This window comes from Paraburkholderia sp. HP33-1 (genome assembly GCF_021390595.1).
Lineage (GTDB): Bacteria > Pseudomonadota > Gammaproteobacteria > Burkholderiales > Burkholderiaceae > Paraburkholderia.
In genome coordinates this window covers 1,731,986-1,748,597 of record NZ_JAJEJR010000001.1, presented here as the reverse complement: position 1 = coordinate 1,748,597, position 16,612 = coordinate 1,731,986, and the positions used below count along the sequence as shown (strand labels likewise).

Here is a 16,612-nt window from a genome sequence, read left to right as displayed (position 1 = left end):
CGGCATTCAAGGGTTTTTCCCATCGGCGGGGCTTTTCAGCATGAATGGCACTAAGGATTTCCTGACACGCGAATCAGGATGTCACACCCTGATTTTCCAGCTTGTGCTGAATGCGACCCACGTTCTGGTCGTAGATGATGAGCCATCTAAATGCCATGTCGAATTGATGCATCATGATCGGCTATCTGTCAGAGCGGGAGAACGTCATTGAGCAAATCGACTCGATATGTCTGCGACTGTTCGACACCTGGTGCGAGACGCGCAGCGTGACATCGCTTGCGTATTTGATGCACTGCTGGCCGTTGATCGACAGCACACCCAACGCGCTCAGGCGTCTGGGTGAAACAATGCGTGATCTGCGGCGCAATCACGCGGATCAGATCGACGAGCATGACTTTCGCGCGCTGTGCGAAGTGGCCGATCTGATCGACGAACTGACCGAGCGGCGCACGGTCCGACTGATGGCTGTAGTGGGAGAGGTGCTGGAATAGCGAACGGCAACGCCGGCAAAAGCACAGAAAAGCATGCCGGCGGCGTGGGGTGGCAGGGAGGCTGCGACGCGCGCCGTTTCATCGGAAGTTTGAATCCCGATGCGAGCGCGGTAGACCAGGCTCCGGCATCGAGTGCAGAATAGGACACACACAAAGGCAGCACTCGCGGGGATATATGGCGCTCGACATTTTCGACGCATGGTGGAGCGGGCTCCGTTACGTGCGGCGCAGCGGGGCGCTGCGCCTGCTCGTGACGGTGCTCGTCCGTGATCCGGCAACTCGCTGAGCGGTATCTCGAAGGGAACACCGCATCATGAGCCATCTCGCCGCTCCAGCCGCGTATACGGGCACGATTCTGATCGTCGACGATACGCCGGGCAATCTTGGCGTGGTTGTCGACAGTCTCGAGGCGCGCGGCATTCGCGTGCTGGTGGCCCTCGACGGTATCGAAGCGTTGGAGCGCGCGGCGTTCTCGCAGCCCGATGTGATCCTGCTCGACGTGAAGATGCCGGGCATCGACGGCTTCGAGACCTGTCGGCGCCTCAAGCGTGATGAGCGCACGCGCGATATCGCCGTCATCTTCATGACCTCGCTGATGGAAACCGAGGACCGCGTCGAAGGCTTCCTCGTGGGCGGTGTCGATTATGTAACCAAGCCGTTGCGCGTCGAAGAGATGGTCGCGCGCGTGGGCGTGCACCTCGAGCTGCGGGTGATGCACAAGCAGGCTCTCGCGCAGAACCGGCAACTGCTCGCGGAAGTCGCCGTGCGCAAGGAGACGGAGGCTGCGCTATCGCAGGCGCGCGACGATCTCGAGCGGCGCGTCGCATTGCGCACCGAAGAACTGGCGCGCGCCAACGCGAACTTGCAGGCAAGCGAGGCCCGCTTTCGCGCGATCGTCCAAACGAGTCCGGTGCCACTGTGCATCACGTCGATGCCGGATGGCCACATCCTGTACACGAACCAGCCGCTGCGCGAACTCTTCGGCATGGACGAAGGCTTGTCTGCCAATATCGCGGATTTCTACGCCGAGCGGAGCGAGCGCGAGCGACTGATCGAGCATCTGCGCACGTACGGCAGCTTGCGCAATACGGAGGTACAGTTCCGGCGCCCGGACGGTACCCGGTTCTGGGCGATGGCGACGGCGCGCGTCGCGACTTACGACGATTCTCCCGCGATCTATGTCGGCCTGAACGACATCACGGGGCGCAAGCAGATGGAACAGGAACTCGTCGAATCGCGCGAGCAGCAGCGCGAACTGTCCGCCTACATGGAGGCGATCCGCGAGGAGGAGAGAAAGCGCATTGCGATGGAAATTCACGACGAACTGGGGCAATTGCTGACTGCGCTCAAGATGGACGTGTCTCTGCTCAAAATGCGCATCGCGCACGACGCGGAAGCGACAAAAAAGACCGACGATATGCGCCAACTGGTCGAAGGCACGATCTCGATGGTGCGCAATGTCGCGAGCCACCTGCGGCCCGCCGCGCTTAACTTCGGAATCGTGTCTGCGCTCGAATGGCTTGTCGACGAGTTCCACCGTCGCCATGCCATTGCGTGTGAATTGCGCATCGAAGGCGGCGAACCCGCGCTGTCCGACGCCCATGCGACGGCCCTGTTCCGCATCGCGCAGGCTTCACTGACGAACGTCGCGCGTCATGCCGATGCCACACGTGTCGAGGTGACGCTTGTTTCGACGGCGACGGAACTCTTATTGCAGGTGCGTGACGACGGCCGCGGCTTCGACCCGCAATTGGTGAGGCGGGACTATTCGTATGGCCTGCTCGGCATGAACGAGCGCGCGCGGCTGATCGGCGGATCGCTTTCAATCGACAGCTCGCCGGGTGCGGGCACGATGGTTTCGATTCATATTCCGCTCGATGGCGGACCTAGAACATGATCAGGATACTCATTGCGGACGATCATGCGATCGTCCGTGGCGGACTCAAACAGATCATCGCGACCACGAGCGATATCGTCGTTGCGGCCGAAGCGGCACAAGGAGCGGAAGTGATCGACAAGCTGCGCTCTTGCGCAGTCGATCTTCTATTGCTCGACATGACGATGCCCGGCATCAGCGGCGTCGCTCTGATCCGCAGAGTACGGGCGGATCATCCTTCGTTGCCGGTGCTGGTGCTGAGCATTCACGACGAGGCTCAGGTCGCGTCGCGCGCGCTGCGTGCGGGAGCAACGGGATATCTGACCAAGGACAGTGACCCGGAGGTGCTGCTCGCGGCGATCCGCAAGCTCGCGGGCGGCGGCCGTTTCATCGATCCGAAGCTCGTCGACGCAATGGTGTTCGAAACGCAGCGCGGCGATGTGCCGCCGCACGAAGTACTGTCGGACCGCGAATTCCAGGTGCTGCAGATGCTCGCGGCTGGCAGAAGCATCAATGAAATCGCCCAGGCATGTGCGCTCAGCGCGAAAACGATCAGTACACACAAGATGCGGCTGATGCAGAAACTCGGGCTTTCCAACAACGCTGAGGTGATCCGGTACGCGATCCGGCACGGCATGATCGTCGAGTAGAAGGATGGGGCAGGCGCAAGTCATCGCATGAGCCTCCTTTCCAGATATTGCTCGACGAAGCTGAGGATTGCCTTGGACCGGTAAGCCTTCGCCAACCGGGAAAGGTGATCCGCGAAAGGTCGATAGCGCTCGTCAAGCTCGATCAGGTGTTGGGCGTGTTGCACGATGGCACTCATGTCGCCGAGTCGCGCCAGGTAGTGCAGCGCTTCGATCTCCTGCGGCGGCGGTGCCATCAAGGGCCCGGTAAAAGCAGCGGCAGCGGGTACAAGCGTTTGGCCCGCTCCATTGACTTGTGCCTCCGTGGCTGCGTCGATCCACTCGACCTTCAGGAGTGCCGCGACATGGGACAACAGCCGGGCGAAGTCGATCGGTTTGGCAAGAAAAGCGTTTGCGCCGGCCGCGAGACTTTGCGCCGCATCGGTCCCCGAGGCGCTGGCGGAGACTGCCACGATGGGCAGATCCCGGAACTCGGGCATCTGGCGCAGGCGACGCGTGGCTTCTAGCCCGTCCATCCCGGGCATGACGACATCCATCAGGACGAGCGCAGGATGCAGGGATCGGGCTTTCTCGAGGGCTTCAGATCCACTACCAGCCTCTACCATGTCGAATCCGAGCGGAGCCAGCATATCGACCATCACGGCACGGTTCTCCGCTACGTCATCCACGACCAGGATGGCCTTGCGCGGCCCCTTGTAGCCGCTCACGATCCGCTCGGATACGGCGACAGCGGTGGGGAGCGCCACCACCTGGACGTCCAGCTCAATCGAGAAGACGCTGCCCATATCGCGGCGGCTCTTGACATGGATATCGCCACCCATCAGGCGCACGAGCTGCCGGCTGATGGCGAGCCCGAGCCCCGTACCGCCGAAGCGGTGGCGCTCGTCGCTGACTTGCTCGAAAGGCCTGAAGATTTCCTTCAGACGTCCTTCGTCGATGCCGATGCCGGTGTCCTGCACTTCGAAACATAGTCGCGCGGGCGGCACGAAAGCGACGCTCAGACGCACGCTTCCCTGCTCGGTAAATCTGATCGCATTGGAGAGCAGGTTGAGCAGCGCCTGGCGCAAGCGTATTTCGTCCACTCGCACACCCGCGGGCAGATCGGGCGGCATCTCGCACGCGAAGGCCAGGCCTTTTTCCGTTGCCTTCACCCGTATTGTCTCGGCGATAAAATGGACGAACTGTTCCAGAGGAACGTCGGAAAGATTGAGTTCCATTCTGCCGGCTTCGATTTTGGCTATATCGAGGATGTCGTCGATGAGCATAAGCAGGTGTTCGCCGCTGCGCTGGATCACTGTGAGTCCGTCGATCTGGCGTTGATCGAGGGTCGTGTCACGTTTGAGGATTTGCGCGTAACCAAGAATCGCGTTCAACGGCGTGCGCAGTTCGTGGCTCATGTGCGCCAGAAAGTCACTCTTTGCCTGGTTTGCCGCATCGGCATGTTCCTTGGCAACGGCCAGTTGCGCCGTCCGTTCGCGGATCATGTCTTCGAGGTGCTCGCGATAGCGCCGTAATTCCGCTTCGGCAAACTTGTGCTCCGTGATGTCACGTGAGATGCCGAGCAGGAATTGCGGCACGCCACGCATATCGGCGATCGGTATCTTCGTCGTGTGCACGAGGCGTGGTCCATGACGTGTATGAACCGGCTCCTCCGGTATGTCGATCATTTGTCGCGACTCCAGTACGTCGCGATCCTTGAGCGCGAAGAACTCAGCCTCCTCTGCGGGAAACAGGTCGTGGACGGACCGGCCGAGGATTTCCTCGCGACGGTAGCCGAGAAGTTCCTCTGCCGCCTTGTTGCAGCGTACGAAGTTCAAGGTCGCGGCCTCCTTGACAAACACCATGTCCGGAATGTTTTCGATGATGTTGTTAAGAAAGGTCTCGCTTTCCCGGACGGCATTTTCGGCGCGCTGACGTTCGGCGATCTCGGCCGCTTGGCCCGCAAGCGCCGTACTGAGTTCGGCCGTGCGCTGCGCGACGCGCGCCTCGAGGCTGGCGTTAAGCTCCTTCAACGCGTCCTCGGCCTGGCGGCGCTGGCGCCGGTCTTCGAGGAACTGCTCGACTGCGCGCGCCATATCGGCAATCTCGTCGCCGCCGTGCACAGGGACTCCGGCTTGCGCGCTCCCGACATCGCCATGCCGCAAAAAATGGCTGACGCGGCGCAGGCGCGCCACGACATGGCGCCCCAGGAATTCGCGGGCGATCAGCCAGGCGAGCAGCAGGCTCACCGCGACTTCGGCGCCTACCCATCTGCGTGTGCGATCGGCGTGAGCGGCCAGATTCTGGACTGCTTCGCGATAGTCGCGCGTCAAATATTCCGACTGGCGGTGCGCCGCGACGGCGAGAGCCTGGGCCGCGTCGCGCAGATCCTTGTCGAGGCTGGCCAGCGGCACGCCTGGCCGTTGCCCGGACGCCGGCGCATTCTGGGGGGCGAGCGCGGTCTCGCGCATCTGCGCCTCGATGTTGACGATGTTGCGAAAGCGTTGGCTCGACCGATATAGCGTCAGCGCGTCGACACCTGGGGCGTCGCTTGCGGTCGCGGAGGCGAGGCGGTCAACCAGGCTGTCAAAGGATGCCAACTGTTCGAGCACGTGCCGATGCGTCTCGCGCACGGCATCGACCGTATCGTCGCGAGACAACTGCAATGCGAGGCGTTCGATCGTCAGCGTGTGCTGCACCAGATCCTGCGCATCCGCGAGGCGCGCGAGCCGCTCTTCGGCCAACTGGCGGATCGAGTGGGCCGAACCGGCCAACGAGTAAATCGTCGTGGCACCGACCACGACCACCAGCGCGGCCAGGCACGACACAACGAGCGCAAACTGAGCGGTGAGCGATTGTGGGAAAGGCAGTTTCACGGTCGTTGCCAGATCCTGCGATAAATGTCGCGATAGCCGTTGTCGGGGTCATACAGCAGACGATCGCCCCCGTCCGCGGCGATGTTGTCCGCCGTCACGAGATGCACCGGGCTCACGTAACCCGTGACGCCTTCTCCTGCGAAAAGCCTGTTCATTTCGTCGACCAGTTGCCAGCCGTGCAGATTCAGGGGTTCCGCCACGGTGCCCGTCTGGAACGTGCCCGTGCGGATGCGCAGGAACGCGGACTCGCTGCCGTCGCCGGCCGACAGCATGATCATGGCAGCGTTCGGCATTCCCGCCTGGGTCAACACCGGGGCGGCGTAGTCAAAGTAGATGTCATTGATCGCGAGCGCACAGTTCCAGCGCGAGCCGTAACGCGCGAGCAGGGCGCGTGTCGTCCCCGGCACCAGTTCGTGGCTGCGCGAGATCGCCACGTCGCGCACTTCAAGCAGGGTACAGCCGCTGCACGCGCGAACGACGGCAGCCATTGCATTCGCCTTGTCCTGTGCAATCCGGAAACTGCTATCCGTGAAGATGACGACGCCAGCATGCCCGGCGGACTGCACGATGGCCGCGAGCGCGGTCACGCGCGCGACCTCGAGCGGATCCGTCGACACGTTCATCGCGACGGGCGTGCCTGGCACTGGTCCGGCCCGGGCCGCGACATGCCAGCCTACGATCGGGATGTTGCTCTCGGCAAACGGCCGCAGGGCAGGGAGCAGGGCGCGTGCGTCGCCGCCTACGAGGATCAGACCGTCGGGCTGGCTTGCCAGCGCATTCGCGAGCATCTTCAGACGCAGGTCAGCCGCCCCTGCGGAATCGAAGATCTTCACGCGCCAACCGATCACCTTGGCCGCCTCCAGCACACCATCGACCACTCCGAGGATGCCGCCGTTGCGCAAATCCTCGGCGACCACCGCGATTTGTTTTCCGGATTGCGCGCGTGGCCCGTCGCGCGGCCCGTTCCAGGGGGCAGCGGGTCGCGAAGCGGCGTCGACCACTCGCCTCGCAAGGGCCAGGAAGTCCGTCGTGGCGGCCGGGGCTCCGGGCCCACGGGCAGGCAATAAATCCTGCGCCGCGGCGGCCGACAGCACACACGCGCAAGCCGATGCCAGAAGGAAGCCCCTCATGCTGTCCCCCCATGGGCTCCGTCGAGGTCGTTTGGTGTCGCCCAAATCCGCTCGCGGAGGATCTTGTGAGCAGGATATTACAACCCGATTCTCGCGTGTCGTCGGATCAGTCGTCCGGCGGGACGCTTGGGTGGAACCTTCACACATCGCTTGAGCCTGCTCGCGCATGACGCTCAATTACAGCAGGGGCCCGTTTCCCATATATTGGGGAAACTCCCTGGCTCGCCGAAGTAATAGTGGGGCTTAACAAAGTTAGAATGGGTGCTCTAGGACGGCGTCAGACCGTTTGCCAGGCCAACGGGCCCGGTATGGGAACGCCCTTCACGAATCCCTGTGGCAGCGCTCGCCTTGTCAGCGAGAACCGGAGAGATATTCCGTGAGCACCCCTAAACAGATGCCATTCACCCTATCCGTTCCGATCATCGTGTCGCAACTGTCCGACCAATTCCTCGCCGGCCTTTGCGCGCTGACGCAACTGAACGTGGATACGTGCACGTCCGCGTTCACAGGTGCCGCGCTGCACGGGGAGAGCGTATTGCACGCCCAGACGCCGGAACAATTCGTCAGACGGCAGGCCGAGATGATGCCGTGGCTCGCGCTGCATTTCGCCGGATACACGCGCGGCTGGATGGACATCGCGTCAGAAGCAATAGGTCCGCGCCGCGCCGCGCGCAATCTCGACGACGGGCATGAGCCCCGGGCGGGCGACATGCCCGCCGGCATGTCTGCCTGTGCAACGGGCGTCGACGCGATGCTGCGCGAGGCCGTGCGGCCGCAGGTGCAGGCGGATGGCGAGGCTGTCGCCGAGCCTCACGCACGGGACATGGCCCGTGCCGTCATCGCGCACGCCGCAAAGGCGGCCGCCGACACGGCGAAACGCGGAAGTACGCCCCCCACGCCTCGCTCGTCAACCTGATGGGCGAGAGCCTTCGACAAAACCTGCCGGGTTCGGTTTTCGCGCCCTGTCAATGCGGCCGTGGCCGGAACCGGTTACCCGTTCTTCGTTCTCGCCGGGAGGCAAACGACATGTTGAGCCCGCACGAAGTGGCCACGTTGTTGCTGGTGAAGGATGCGCCTGAACGGATTGATTCGGACCGGGCAGAGCTTGGCGCGCTCCGAGAACTGCAGTTGATTGCGAACGAGCCAGCCGGGCCGGGCTGCCGGTTGCCTCGCGTGACGCCGCGTGGCGACGCCGTGCTGCGTGCGTTTGCACGGGTACGTTGACCGGCGCACAGACAACCCGTTGAGACCACCCATACTCGTTGGACGTGCCGCCTTCGCGGGCGGGTGGCAATTCGGGTGTACCTGAGGAGGCTGACGTGGACACATCGTGGCTGGGTACGGCTGTGGGCCTGATCGTGCTGATGATGGCCGCGTGCGGCGTGATTGCACACTACCGCCGCGAGCGGCGTCGCGCTGATCTGCTGCGCCATCTCGATCACCACGACTGGTGCCGCTGGACGCGGTCGCGACACTGAAGGTCTTCGGGGCTGCGGTCACGCACTATTGCGCAGACATGAGCGCGACGGCCGGCGATCCACATCGCGACCCGCTGGTGTTCATGCGGCAGTTGATCGACAGCACGGCGCAGATCGAGTTACAGGCTGCGCTGGCCTCCGCCGCATTTACTGTAGAAGCGGGTCGTGCGCCACGTCGAACATATCTGCACCTCTGACGAGCCTGTCGAGCAGCGGCACGTTGGTATCCGCGCTGGCGGCATTGATGGTCGCAGCGACTGAACTCCTATCGAGCCCGCCTTCGTCCCAGTTGAAGTACATCCTGCACCAGGCCGACTCGTCTTGACACTCAATTCTTCGACGGCACGACATAGGTCCTCACGCCGGCTAGTGCCGATCCGTATCCACCAGACTGCGCATTGTTTGGCAAACCATTGGCGAGTTGCGCCCGCGGATCCGTCGGATTCAGATTTAGCTCTCCCGCCTGCCGATCACCGTGAGTAGGATACTCACTCCCGCGTGCAGCCTGCGGCATCAACCGGGTGCTGTTCTCCGGCGCGTTGATATCGTCAGATGGGCTGAGACCTTGCGCCGCGACAGAGCCCGCGGCACGCTCGTTCTCTCTGAGACGCTCTTCATATCAAACTCCTTAAGGTGCTGAAAGCGCGCAACATGCCAGCGGCCTTCTTCTTCATAAAGACGCTCCATACAAGAAGTCGGCCGCGCCGGCTTCCACTCTTCCAACGTCGATTCGCTGCTTGCATCTTCATGCGCGCAGCACCCGGTACCCGTGAGCGGTTGCGATATGTAATGAGTAGACTCTGTTTCGTGGCTGGATATTCCCATTTCCGTGAAAAAGGGAATCTATGTGGCAGAACGCCTGAAAATGAAATCGATTGCGAGGTGAGTAACAGGGCCGTGAGGCCATGGGCCAGGCCAACTGGCCACATCTTCAGGCTGGATGGAGCAATACTCGAAGGGCGCATCACGGCGTCATTGGAGACGCTCTGCGGGGCATGATGAAGCGGACATGAATGTTTTAGGTTTCACTGTGTCCGTTTGTCGCCGATGGCAAAGATGCCTTTTTGTCCTGCGAATGAGAGTTGGGAATAAGGACGCTTGTTCAGTGGTTTATCGCTGCAGGGCGCCGTGTGCCATAGTCACAGTTGGACCGTGGACATAACGCGCTCAGGAACCAAGGAGTAGCGTCATGAAATCGAATTCGCTTGATCGGCTTGTTGGTCGATCTGCGCGTGGTTCGCTCATCGTGAGTGCGGTGCTGTTGGCGACATCAGGCTGTGTGTACGCGCAAACGTCGGTGGAGCCCAGCACGCATCAGATCACCCGCGCAGAAGTACGGCATGAACTCGAGGAGTTAGAGGCGGCCGGATATCGCCCTGTTCCCAATGACCTCTACTACCCAGATGACATTCGGGCGGCGGAAGAGAGGCTGGCGGCCAAACATCAAAGGGAACAGGATGCGTTGAAGAGCGGAACCCCGATAGCGCAGACGAAGCCTACCCCATGAATGGGACAGATAGCGCAAAGATGGAAGACGGTCTCTCCAGAATGGAGAGACCTGCTACTCAGGAGCCGAAGTACGGCTGGCAGTAGCCGACTGGACCTACACACTCATTGCTGCCGGCCTGAGGGAGAGACGTGCATCCCGCAGCTATCAGTCCCGCGAGCGCGACGGAGATCCAGACTGCGTGGCGAAGGCGCGACGAAGCCCTCGTGTCAACCGGTTGGTCGCGCAAACCTGAGATGCCGTTCGCCGCCTCGTGGTCGCAGGTCGCGCCGGAGCTGTACGCACCAAGAACCGGGCTGTCGTGTAGATAGAACTGGCTCATTTGCACTTCTCCTGTCTTCAGGTTAGAACGAAGGACGGGCCTGCAATTCTTTGAACTTTTAGGCGCGGCTTCGCAAGGGCATGAGCATGTCTAATCGACGTGCACATGTAGTTAGGTTTAGCGCCCGGAATATCGACTCCCACACCCTTGCTGGTCGAAGTTGGTCGGGGCGAGCTGTTGTTGCTTCAGGCGGGTAATCTGGGTTGCGAGCATCAGGCGACCGCAGAAAACTCCTTCTATGCGGACTCCTGAGTATGAAGCGCGATATGCAATGTAGACGCGGTCTGGTCGCTGGTTATTCCCGCCTTCAATAAAACACGATTCCTCGAACGCAAAGTCAGTTCACCGTCGGCTCGCGAGCATCAGGTGACCGTGATGCGAGTGGTGGTGCGAGGAGGGGACGCATGCGTGTCGTCAATCGCCATGAGCGATCAGCCGGAACGAAGCGCGTGTTCAATGGGCAGTGCTGACCTTCACGGCTGTGCGCTGTGGCGCAAGATGCCGCTGTAGTTGGGCGACCTGCGCCGCGAAGATCGGATTGCCTTTCGAGCTTGCGTTGGAGTGACGTACTGCCTCAGCAAATCGCTGCAACGCCGATAGCGAACCACAAACGCTCTGGTATTCCTCCCGGCCGATTTTTCCATCGAGGATAACTGTCATTCCCGACGCACGGGCCATGTCGATGATGTCCATTTCGATCACCTCTTTCGTGTCTTCCTGCTTGCAAGACTGTCGGTTGGGCCCGGTTATTCCAGCATCCAACAGACGACCAGACACGCCGGGGGTGTCGTCAACTTGCCGAGCACGAGACGAAAAGCTGGCAGGTGTGGTGATCGTTGAGAAATCGGTCGACGGATTTTTGGCGAGTTGCGTGAATTCGCGTCAGTCTACGAACCTTGCTGCACAGAGAAGCGCACGGCGTCGCCGCTGTCGGAGAGGAAAGCGCGGCCTCCTCGTTGCGCCAAACGGCCGATCGTACGCCGACAGTCGGTCCCGTACGCCTTCAATTTGCGGCCGTTTGCCGAAATCTGATAGTGCTCCCGATTTTGGCTTTCTACCTTCCGTATGTCGGAGCGAGACGGCGGCTTCCCGCGGAGGCAGTTGTCCGAGTCCGATGGGCCAGGTTGAGCCACGCGCGCGACGCAGCATCGCGGTAAGCCCCGGCCTGGAGACTGTGACATCAGGGATGGAGCGCATATGGATACTAAACACCAGTTGAAAACAGCGGCCGACAGCGACGTTGGCCTGCTCCACAAGATGGGGTACGCCCAGGAACTATCGCGGCGCATGAACGGATTCTCGAATTTCGCCGTTTCCTTTTCCGTGATCTGCATTCTGTCGGGCGGCATTACGGCGTTCCAGATGGGATTTTCAGCGGCGGGCGGCGCTTCCATCGGATTGGGCTGGCCACTGGGGTCAATATTTGCACTGATCGTCGCCGTCTCCATGTCGCAGATCGCTTCCGCGTATCCGACCGCGGGCGGCCTTTACCACTGGGGCGCGATTCTCGGCGGGAAGTGGTGGGGCTGGCTGACCGCCTGGATCAATCTGATCGGACTCATTTTCGTCATCGCCGCGATCAATTTCGGCACCTACGATCCGTTCTTCAAGACACTGATTGCGCCGATGTTCGGCGTCGACCCCGACAGCCTCAACTGGTGGCACCAAACCGCGTTTCTGACGCTGATTACTGTTTCGCAAGCGTTCCTGAACGCGCGCGGAATCCGGATAGCCAGCAAAATCACCGACCTTTCCGGCTATCTGATCTTCATCGTCACGATCGTCCTGGTCGCCGCGCTTCTGTATTACTCGCCTGTCCCGTTTGATCTTCACCGCCTGTTCAGCTTCACCAACTTTACGGGTGCCGACGGCAGCGCCTGGCCAAAGCAGGCGACTCCCTTAGCGTTTCTTTCGGGACTGCTGCTCGTGACTTACACGATCACCGGATTCGATGCCTCCGCCCACACCTCGGAGGAGACGCACGACGCAGCCCGCAACGTGCCGCGCGGAATCATCGGGTCGGTGTTCTGGTCAGCCGTGTTCGGTTACGTCATGGTGTGCGCCTTCGTTCTCGTGATGCCTGATCTGACTGCCGCGATGAAACAGGGAACGGGCTTCTTCAGCGCGATCCTCGCGCCGATCCCGCCCGCCCTCCGGGTCTGTCTGGAGCTGTCGATGTTCTTCATCAACTACGTCTGCGGGCTCGCTGCGATCATGTCGACGTCGCGCATGGTGTATGCGTTCGCGCGCGACGGCGGATTGCCAGGTTCGAAGTACCTGCGCAGGGTGAACGAGCAGCATCGCACGCCCGGCGCAGCGATCTGGACGTGCGCGGTGCTCGCTATCGTCGTTACGCTCTACGGCGACGCGTTCTCGGTCCTGAGCGCGGGCAGTGCGGTGTTTCTTTACATTTCGTACGCGATGCCCGTTGCGTCCGGCCTGCTCGCGGAGGGCCGAACATGGAATGAAAAAGGTCCGTTTCAGCTCGGCATCTGGTCGAAGCCTTGCGCGTTGCTCGCACTGGTCGGCGCGTGTGTGCTGGCCTACGTCGGCATCCAGGCGCCGAACGAGAAGGTGCTCTATGTGTTGGTGGGATTCGTGGCGGCGCTCATGGTGATCTGGTACGGGCTCGGCGTTCGCAAGAGTTTCAAGGGACCACCCGTTCTCGGTTCGCAAGTCAATCTCGACCGCATCCGGCAGATCGAGGCGGGCGTCGACCCGTCCATTTGAGAACCGCAAGCCCATCAGGACCAACCATGACTCAATCGAAGAATGGCGGCCGCCTGGCAGGGAAGGTCGCGATCGTGAGCGGCGGTGCCGGCGGCTGCGGTGCGGCGGCGTCAACGCTGTTCGCTGCCGAGGGTGCCCGCGTGGTAATCATCGACCGCGATGGCGATGCGGCCGAAACGCTCGCGGCACGGCTGCGCGATGACGGCAAGAGCGCGCTCGGCCTGCAAGCCGACGTGTCGCGGCAAGCGGACGTACAGACAGCGGTGGCTGCGGCACGGGTGCAGTTTGGAAACGCCGACGTCCTGTTCAACCATGCCGGCACGCTCATCGTGAAGCCCTTCCTCGAGATCGACGAGACGGAATGGGACTGGCTGATGAGCGTCAACGTCAAAAGCATGTTCCTGATGACGAAGGCGGTGTTGCCACAGATGCTGGAAAAGGGGCGAGGCAGCATCATCTGTACGTCTTCGATTTCCGCCGTCCTTGCGACGCCGGGCGAAGTGCTGTACGACGCCACCAAAGGCGCGTGCCATATGTTTGCGCGCGCCATCGCGGTCGAGTACCGTGACCGGGGAATCCGCTGCAACGCAGTCGCGCCCGGCTTCATCCGGACACCGCATGGCATGCGCGAACTGAAGGAGCTTCAGGCGATGGGCGTGGACGCAACGGAAGCTGCGATATCTATCCAGCAAGGGCGCTTGTGCGATCCATCGGAAGTCGCGGCGGCGGCACTCTTTCTGGCGTCCGACGATGCGAGTTTTGTCAACGGCACGCAACTGTTCGTCGACAATTGTTTTTCGGCGGTGTAGGCGCTGCAATTGGGCCAGGCGGTCCCGATCGGATGCGTGCGAAAGTGCGCCTGAGGAGGAAATTTTTTCGGGCATAGGGGTGTGTAAAATCAAAAGCACACGCCGGCACTTTCGAACGCCCATGACAGCGCATGCTCAGCCGACCTCAGGAGATGTCACGGATGCCTCGTATGCGCAGGCCGTGTCGTATTGCGCATATCGAGACGTAGACGAGCAGGCGAGGGCGTTCGAGGGCTGGTCCGCAACCTATACCCAGATATCGGGCGGCGTATTTCATGGCGCACTGTCGACCGTTTCGCTAGGCGGTGTTCGCCTTCTGGTCGAAGAACTCGACAAGGTGATCTATCAGCAAGGCGCCATTGCCCCGGATCGGCTGGTGATTGCCGTTCCACTCGAACTGGAAGGGCACGCGAGACTGTGCGGCGAAAAGAGCGGGCGTGACAGTCTTCATGTGTTTTCCAGTGTGCCGCAGTTCGAGTTCTATTCGCCTGCCCAGCACACTCTGGTTAACGTCGAAATCCAGCTGCAATCCCTTTCGTCGGAGCAGACCAGTCTCGTCGCCGCTTCGCTGCGCGCCAGGGCTCTGGCGCCCGTGATTCCCCTCGACGCCGACGTCGCCCAAAACCTGCGCGAACTGCTTCGCGCCGCGATGGCCGCGAGCACGCGATCGTTGCAGGCCCGCCTGGTCGACGCTGACGAACGGGAACGCCTGCTGGAGCGCACCATCCTGTATGCGATCTCGGAGACGCTTGCCGTTTATCCCGATACGGTGGGCGCCGGCCGCGAGCGCGATGTGAGGCACTGGATACTGGTAAAAGCGGTTGAGGAAAAGCTGCAAGACGCGGCGACATGTCCGCTTTCGATTGCGGAGCTCTGCGTGGAACTGGGCGTCAGCAGACGAACGGTGCAGTACGCCTTTAATGAAGCCCTTGACCTGAACCCCGTTGCCTATCTGCGAGCGGTTCGTCTGAACCACGTCAGGCGGGAACTGCGGTTGGGGCTTTCCGTAACCAACGCGGCGACGAAATGGGGATTCCTGCACCTGGGCAGTTTCGCAAGCGACTATCGCCGCATGTTCGGCGAGTTACCGTCGGCGACGGTCAGGCGCTTTGCGTCGTAAGGGCGTGGAGCGCGCCGCACAAGTCAGTGCATAGGAGTTGGCTTGGAGTGAACCCCTGAGATCTGAACGGATCTGGTGCAAATAGATGATCCGAAAAAGATCGTTGAAATAGAGCGGATTACTTATCAAACAGACAGGACAGCAGTCCAGACGGTGGGCGCGATAGCCTCTTTGAGGCCGAGCGTCGCAACATTGAATTGGCCATTGCGGATGCGATGCATCGACTCGATGCCTGAAAGAGTAATCGCGGCATTACCGAAATGTTCGAAGCCGGGCATGACATTGATTCGGCACTTGATGCAGCGATGGTCCTGCTCGATCAGGTTGTTGAAATGCAGTGAACTAGACAAAATCTGACAGTGGTTGGTTTCTCATGTTGGCGCGCATTGGCGCGAAGGGCATCACGACCTGCCCACTTTGGGATGAATCTCTCGCCATTTAGCGGGAGTCGTCCATCACATCACAGCCGTTGCCTTAACCTACTGACGGCTCCGATTTTCACCGGAGCCCCTCAGAATCGGTTCAAGTTGTGCGACAAAACCCCTCATGGCCCGTGCGTCATGCGACTGTTACAGTTTCCTTACTGAACTGTCGTTGGAGGGCAATATGTCTTGTGAGCATTTTGTCGCTACGCTGGACGAGCGGCTCATGGATCTGATAGCCAACGGTCAAGATTGGACGACCGAGCGTTTGGCTCAAGCATTGGGCACAACGTGCAACCGCATCAGCCCCACGCTTTTGAAGCTAGCGGCCGACGGCGACTTGTGTATCGTGCCAGATGCGTCTGCGGATCACCCCACGTGCGCGTTCAGACATCAGCCGAGCGAGCAAGCGGGAACTTGTGTTCGAGCGAGGCGTGCAGGGCGAGCGCTGGCAATGCGTTGGCCGGCTGTAGACCCGGCAATCCCATCGGCCTTTTTCTCTATGGCGCTTGTTGGCCGATACCTCAATATGAGCCGACCCCGACGCACAACGCTCGATCGCCGATAGATAAATTGAATGCCATTGCGGCGGGACGCCGCAATTCACGAAAGCAGCCGACGAAGATGTGTGGCGCTGAGGTAGCTCACATGGAGTCAGCATCCGAATCGACCAGCTCGATATCAATGCCATCCCGAAGACTTCGCGCAAGTGAGAAGTTGTTGCGGGTGGGGCAAAGGACGTCCCCCTCGCAGAATCGGTCTGTTACACCCCGGAGGAATCACGATGTTTCCAGAATACCGCGACCGTATTTCCAAGTTAAAGATCAAGGACGCCCATTTCGCGCGTCTGTTCCATAAGCATAACGATCTGGACCAGCAGATTAAGAACCTGGAATGCGCCCGTACAAACGGCAAAGAATCGCTCATCACCGGCCTGAAGAAAGAAAAGCTCCTACTCAAGGACCAGCTTTATTCGATTCTGCGCAGGTCCACTGCCCACTGATGGTGATTCTTGCGGAATCCACCAGCCGGTTGCTCTCGACCCGGTATGTCGCCTCGGCTGGTGACTTCAGTAGTGAATGTTTCCACGCTTTCTGCTCCCGTATCCGCGTTTTCTTCTGGCTTGCTTTATTTGGTGAGACCGGGACTCTCTCCAAGATTCGGGCCGACAATGGTGGCGCCACGTTTCTCGGTGGTAGCTGCAAACTGCATCGGATCGTCCCAG

18 protein-coding genes and 1 pseudogene are annotated in these 16,612 nt (G+C 60.9%); 12 read left to right on the top strand and 7 right to left on the bottom strand.

Annotated features, from left to right (window positions below; genetic code table 11):
- The first annotated feature begins 173 nt into the window (after positions 1–173).
- From L0U81_RS07935 to L0U81_RS07925, 3 genes are all read left to right on the top strand, one after another.
- Positions 174–491 (top strand): hypothetical protein, encoded by a 318-nt coding sequence (locus tag L0U81_RS07935; protein WP_233801476.1) that lies wholly within the window; start codon positions 174–176, stop codon positions 489–491.
- A 313-nt stretch (positions 492–804) separates the two neighbouring features.
- A complete protein-coding gene (locus L0U81_RS07930; protein WP_233801474.1) occupies positions 805–2,388 on the top strand; it encodes a response regulator in 1,584 nt (527 codons plus the stop codon).
- Entirely contained in the window at positions 2,385–3,017 is a 633-nt protein-coding gene (locus tag L0U81_RS07925) for a response regulator (RefSeq protein WP_233801472.1), read from the top strand. Before L0U81_RS07930 ends, L0U81_RS07925 begins: the two co-directional genes overlap by 4 nt.
- Before the next feature lie 20 nt (positions 3,018–3,037).
- On the opposite strand, the gene L0U81_RS07920 is transcribed toward L0U81_RS07925, so the two are convergent.
- Positions 3,038–5,869, bottom strand: coding sequence for an ATP-binding protein (locus L0U81_RS07920; protein ID WP_233801470.1), 2,832 nt, complete (start codon positions 5,867–5,869; stop codon positions 3,038–3,040).
- Positions 5,866–6,999 carry a substrate-binding domain-containing protein gene (locus L0U81_RS07915; RefSeq protein ID WP_233801468.1) on the bottom strand — a complete coding sequence of 378 codons (1,134 nt, stop codon included), beginning with the start codon at positions 6,997–6,999 and terminating at the stop codon, positions 5,866–5,868. Before L0U81_RS07915 ends, L0U81_RS07920 begins: the two co-directional genes overlap by 4 nt.
- 424 nt (positions 7,000–7,423) lie before the next feature.
- Here L0U81_RS07915 and L0U81_RS07910 point away from each other — a divergent pair, with 424 nt between their 5' ends.
- The 4 genes from L0U81_RS07910 to L0U81_RS07895 all read left to right on the top strand — a co-directional run bounded on the left by L0U81_RS07910 (position 7,424) and on the right by L0U81_RS07895 (position 8,674).
- Positions 7,424–7,915 carry a phasin family protein gene (locus tag L0U81_RS07910; protein WP_233801466.1) on the top strand — a complete coding sequence of 164 codons (492 nt, stop codon included), beginning with the start codon at positions 7,424–7,426 and terminating at the stop codon, positions 7,913–7,915.
- Positions 7,916–8,025: 110 nt separating this feature from the next.
- Positions 8,026–8,223 (top strand): hypothetical protein, encoded by a 198-nt coding sequence (locus L0U81_RS07905; protein WP_233801464.1) that lies wholly within the window; start codon positions 8,026–8,028, stop codon positions 8,221–8,223.
- 95 nt (positions 8,224–8,318) lie between these two features.
- On the top strand, positions 8,319–8,477 hold the full coding sequence (locus tag L0U81_RS07900; protein ID WP_233801462.1) for a hypothetical protein: 159 nt from the start codon (positions 8,319–8,321) through the stop codon (positions 8,475–8,477).
- Positions 8,478–8,515: 38 nt separating this feature from the next.
- A complete protein-coding gene (locus L0U81_RS07895) occupies positions 8,516–8,674 on the top strand; it encodes a hypothetical protein (RefSeq protein ID WP_233801460.1) in 159 nt (52 codons plus the stop codon).
- On the opposite strand, the gene L0U81_RS33675 is transcribed toward L0U81_RS07895, so the two are convergent.
- Positions 8,625–8,777, bottom strand: a complete 153-nt coding sequence (locus L0U81_RS33675; protein ID WP_326489816.1) for a YceI family protein — start codon at positions 8,775–8,777, stop codon at positions 8,625–8,627. The two genes, L0U81_RS07895 and L0U81_RS33675, sit on opposite strands and share 50 nt — an antisense overlap.
- Positions 8,778–8,805: 28 nt before the next feature.
- Complete coding sequence (locus tag L0U81_RS07890; protein ID WP_233804260.1) at positions 8,806–9,021, bottom strand: hypothetical protein; 216 nt, start codon at positions 9,019–9,021, stop codon at positions 8,806–8,808.
- A 645-nt stretch (positions 9,022–9,666) separates the two neighbouring features.
- Here L0U81_RS07890 and L0U81_RS07885 point away from each other — a divergent pair.
- Positions 9,667–9,984 (top strand): DUF4148 domain-containing protein, encoded by a 318-nt coding sequence (locus L0U81_RS07885; RefSeq protein ID WP_233801458.1) that lies wholly within the window; start codon positions 9,667–9,669, stop codon positions 9,982–9,984.
- Positions 9,985–10,042: 58 nt separating this feature from the next.
- Here the strand turns inward: L0U81_RS07885 and L0U81_RS07880 are convergent, their stop codons facing one another.
- On the bottom strand, positions 10,043–10,306 hold the full coding sequence (locus L0U81_RS07880; RefSeq protein ID WP_233801457.1) for a hypothetical protein: 264 nt from the start codon (positions 10,304–10,306) through the stop codon (positions 10,043–10,045).
- A gap of 453 nt (positions 10,307–10,759) precedes the next feature.
- The gene (locus tag L0U81_RS07875; protein WP_233804382.1) at positions 10,760–10,999 is read right to left on the bottom strand and encodes a hypothetical protein; all 240 of its coding nucleotides are present in this window, start codon (positions 10,997–10,999) and stop codon (positions 10,760–10,762) included.
- Between the two features lie 504 nt (positions 11,000–11,503).
- Between L0U81_RS07875 and L0U81_RS07870 the strand changes: the two genes are divergently transcribed.
- The 3 genes from L0U81_RS07870 to L0U81_RS07860 all read left to right on the top strand — a co-directional run bounded on the left by L0U81_RS07870 (position 11,504) and on the right by L0U81_RS07860 (position 14,965).
- Positions 11,504–13,036 (top strand): amino acid permease, encoded by a 1,533-nt coding sequence (locus tag L0U81_RS07870; protein ID WP_233801455.1) that lies wholly within the window; start codon positions 11,504–11,506, stop codon positions 13,034–13,036.
- Between the two features lie 26 nt (positions 13,037–13,062).
- The gene (locus tag L0U81_RS07865; protein ID WP_233801453.1) at positions 13,063–13,845 is read left to right on the top strand and encodes an SDR family NAD(P)-dependent oxidoreductase; all 783 of its coding nucleotides are present in this window, start codon (positions 13,063–13,065) and stop codon (positions 13,843–13,845) included.
- Between the two features lie 121 nt (positions 13,846–13,966).
- Positions 13,967–14,965 carry a helix-turn-helix domain-containing protein gene (locus L0U81_RS07860; RefSeq protein WP_233801451.1) on the top strand — a complete coding sequence of 333 codons (999 nt, stop codon included), beginning with the start codon at positions 13,967–13,969 and terminating at the stop codon, positions 14,963–14,965.
- A 125-nt stretch (positions 14,966–15,090) separates the two neighbouring features.
- Here L0U81_RS07860 and L0U81_RS07855 read toward each other — a convergent pair.
- Positions 15,091–15,309 (bottom strand): annotated as a pseudogene (locus L0U81_RS07855) (DDE-type integrase/transposase/recombinase); the annotation flags it as partial.
- Between the two features lie 862 nt (positions 15,310–16,171).
- Between L0U81_RS07855 and L0U81_RS07850 the strand changes: the two are divergent.
- Positions 16,172–16,390 carry a YdcH family protein gene (locus tag L0U81_RS07850; RefSeq protein ID WP_233801448.1) on the top strand — a complete coding sequence of 73 codons (219 nt, stop codon included), beginning with the start codon at positions 16,172–16,174 and terminating at the stop codon, positions 16,388–16,390.
- Positions 16,391–16,612: the final 222 nt, after the last annotated feature.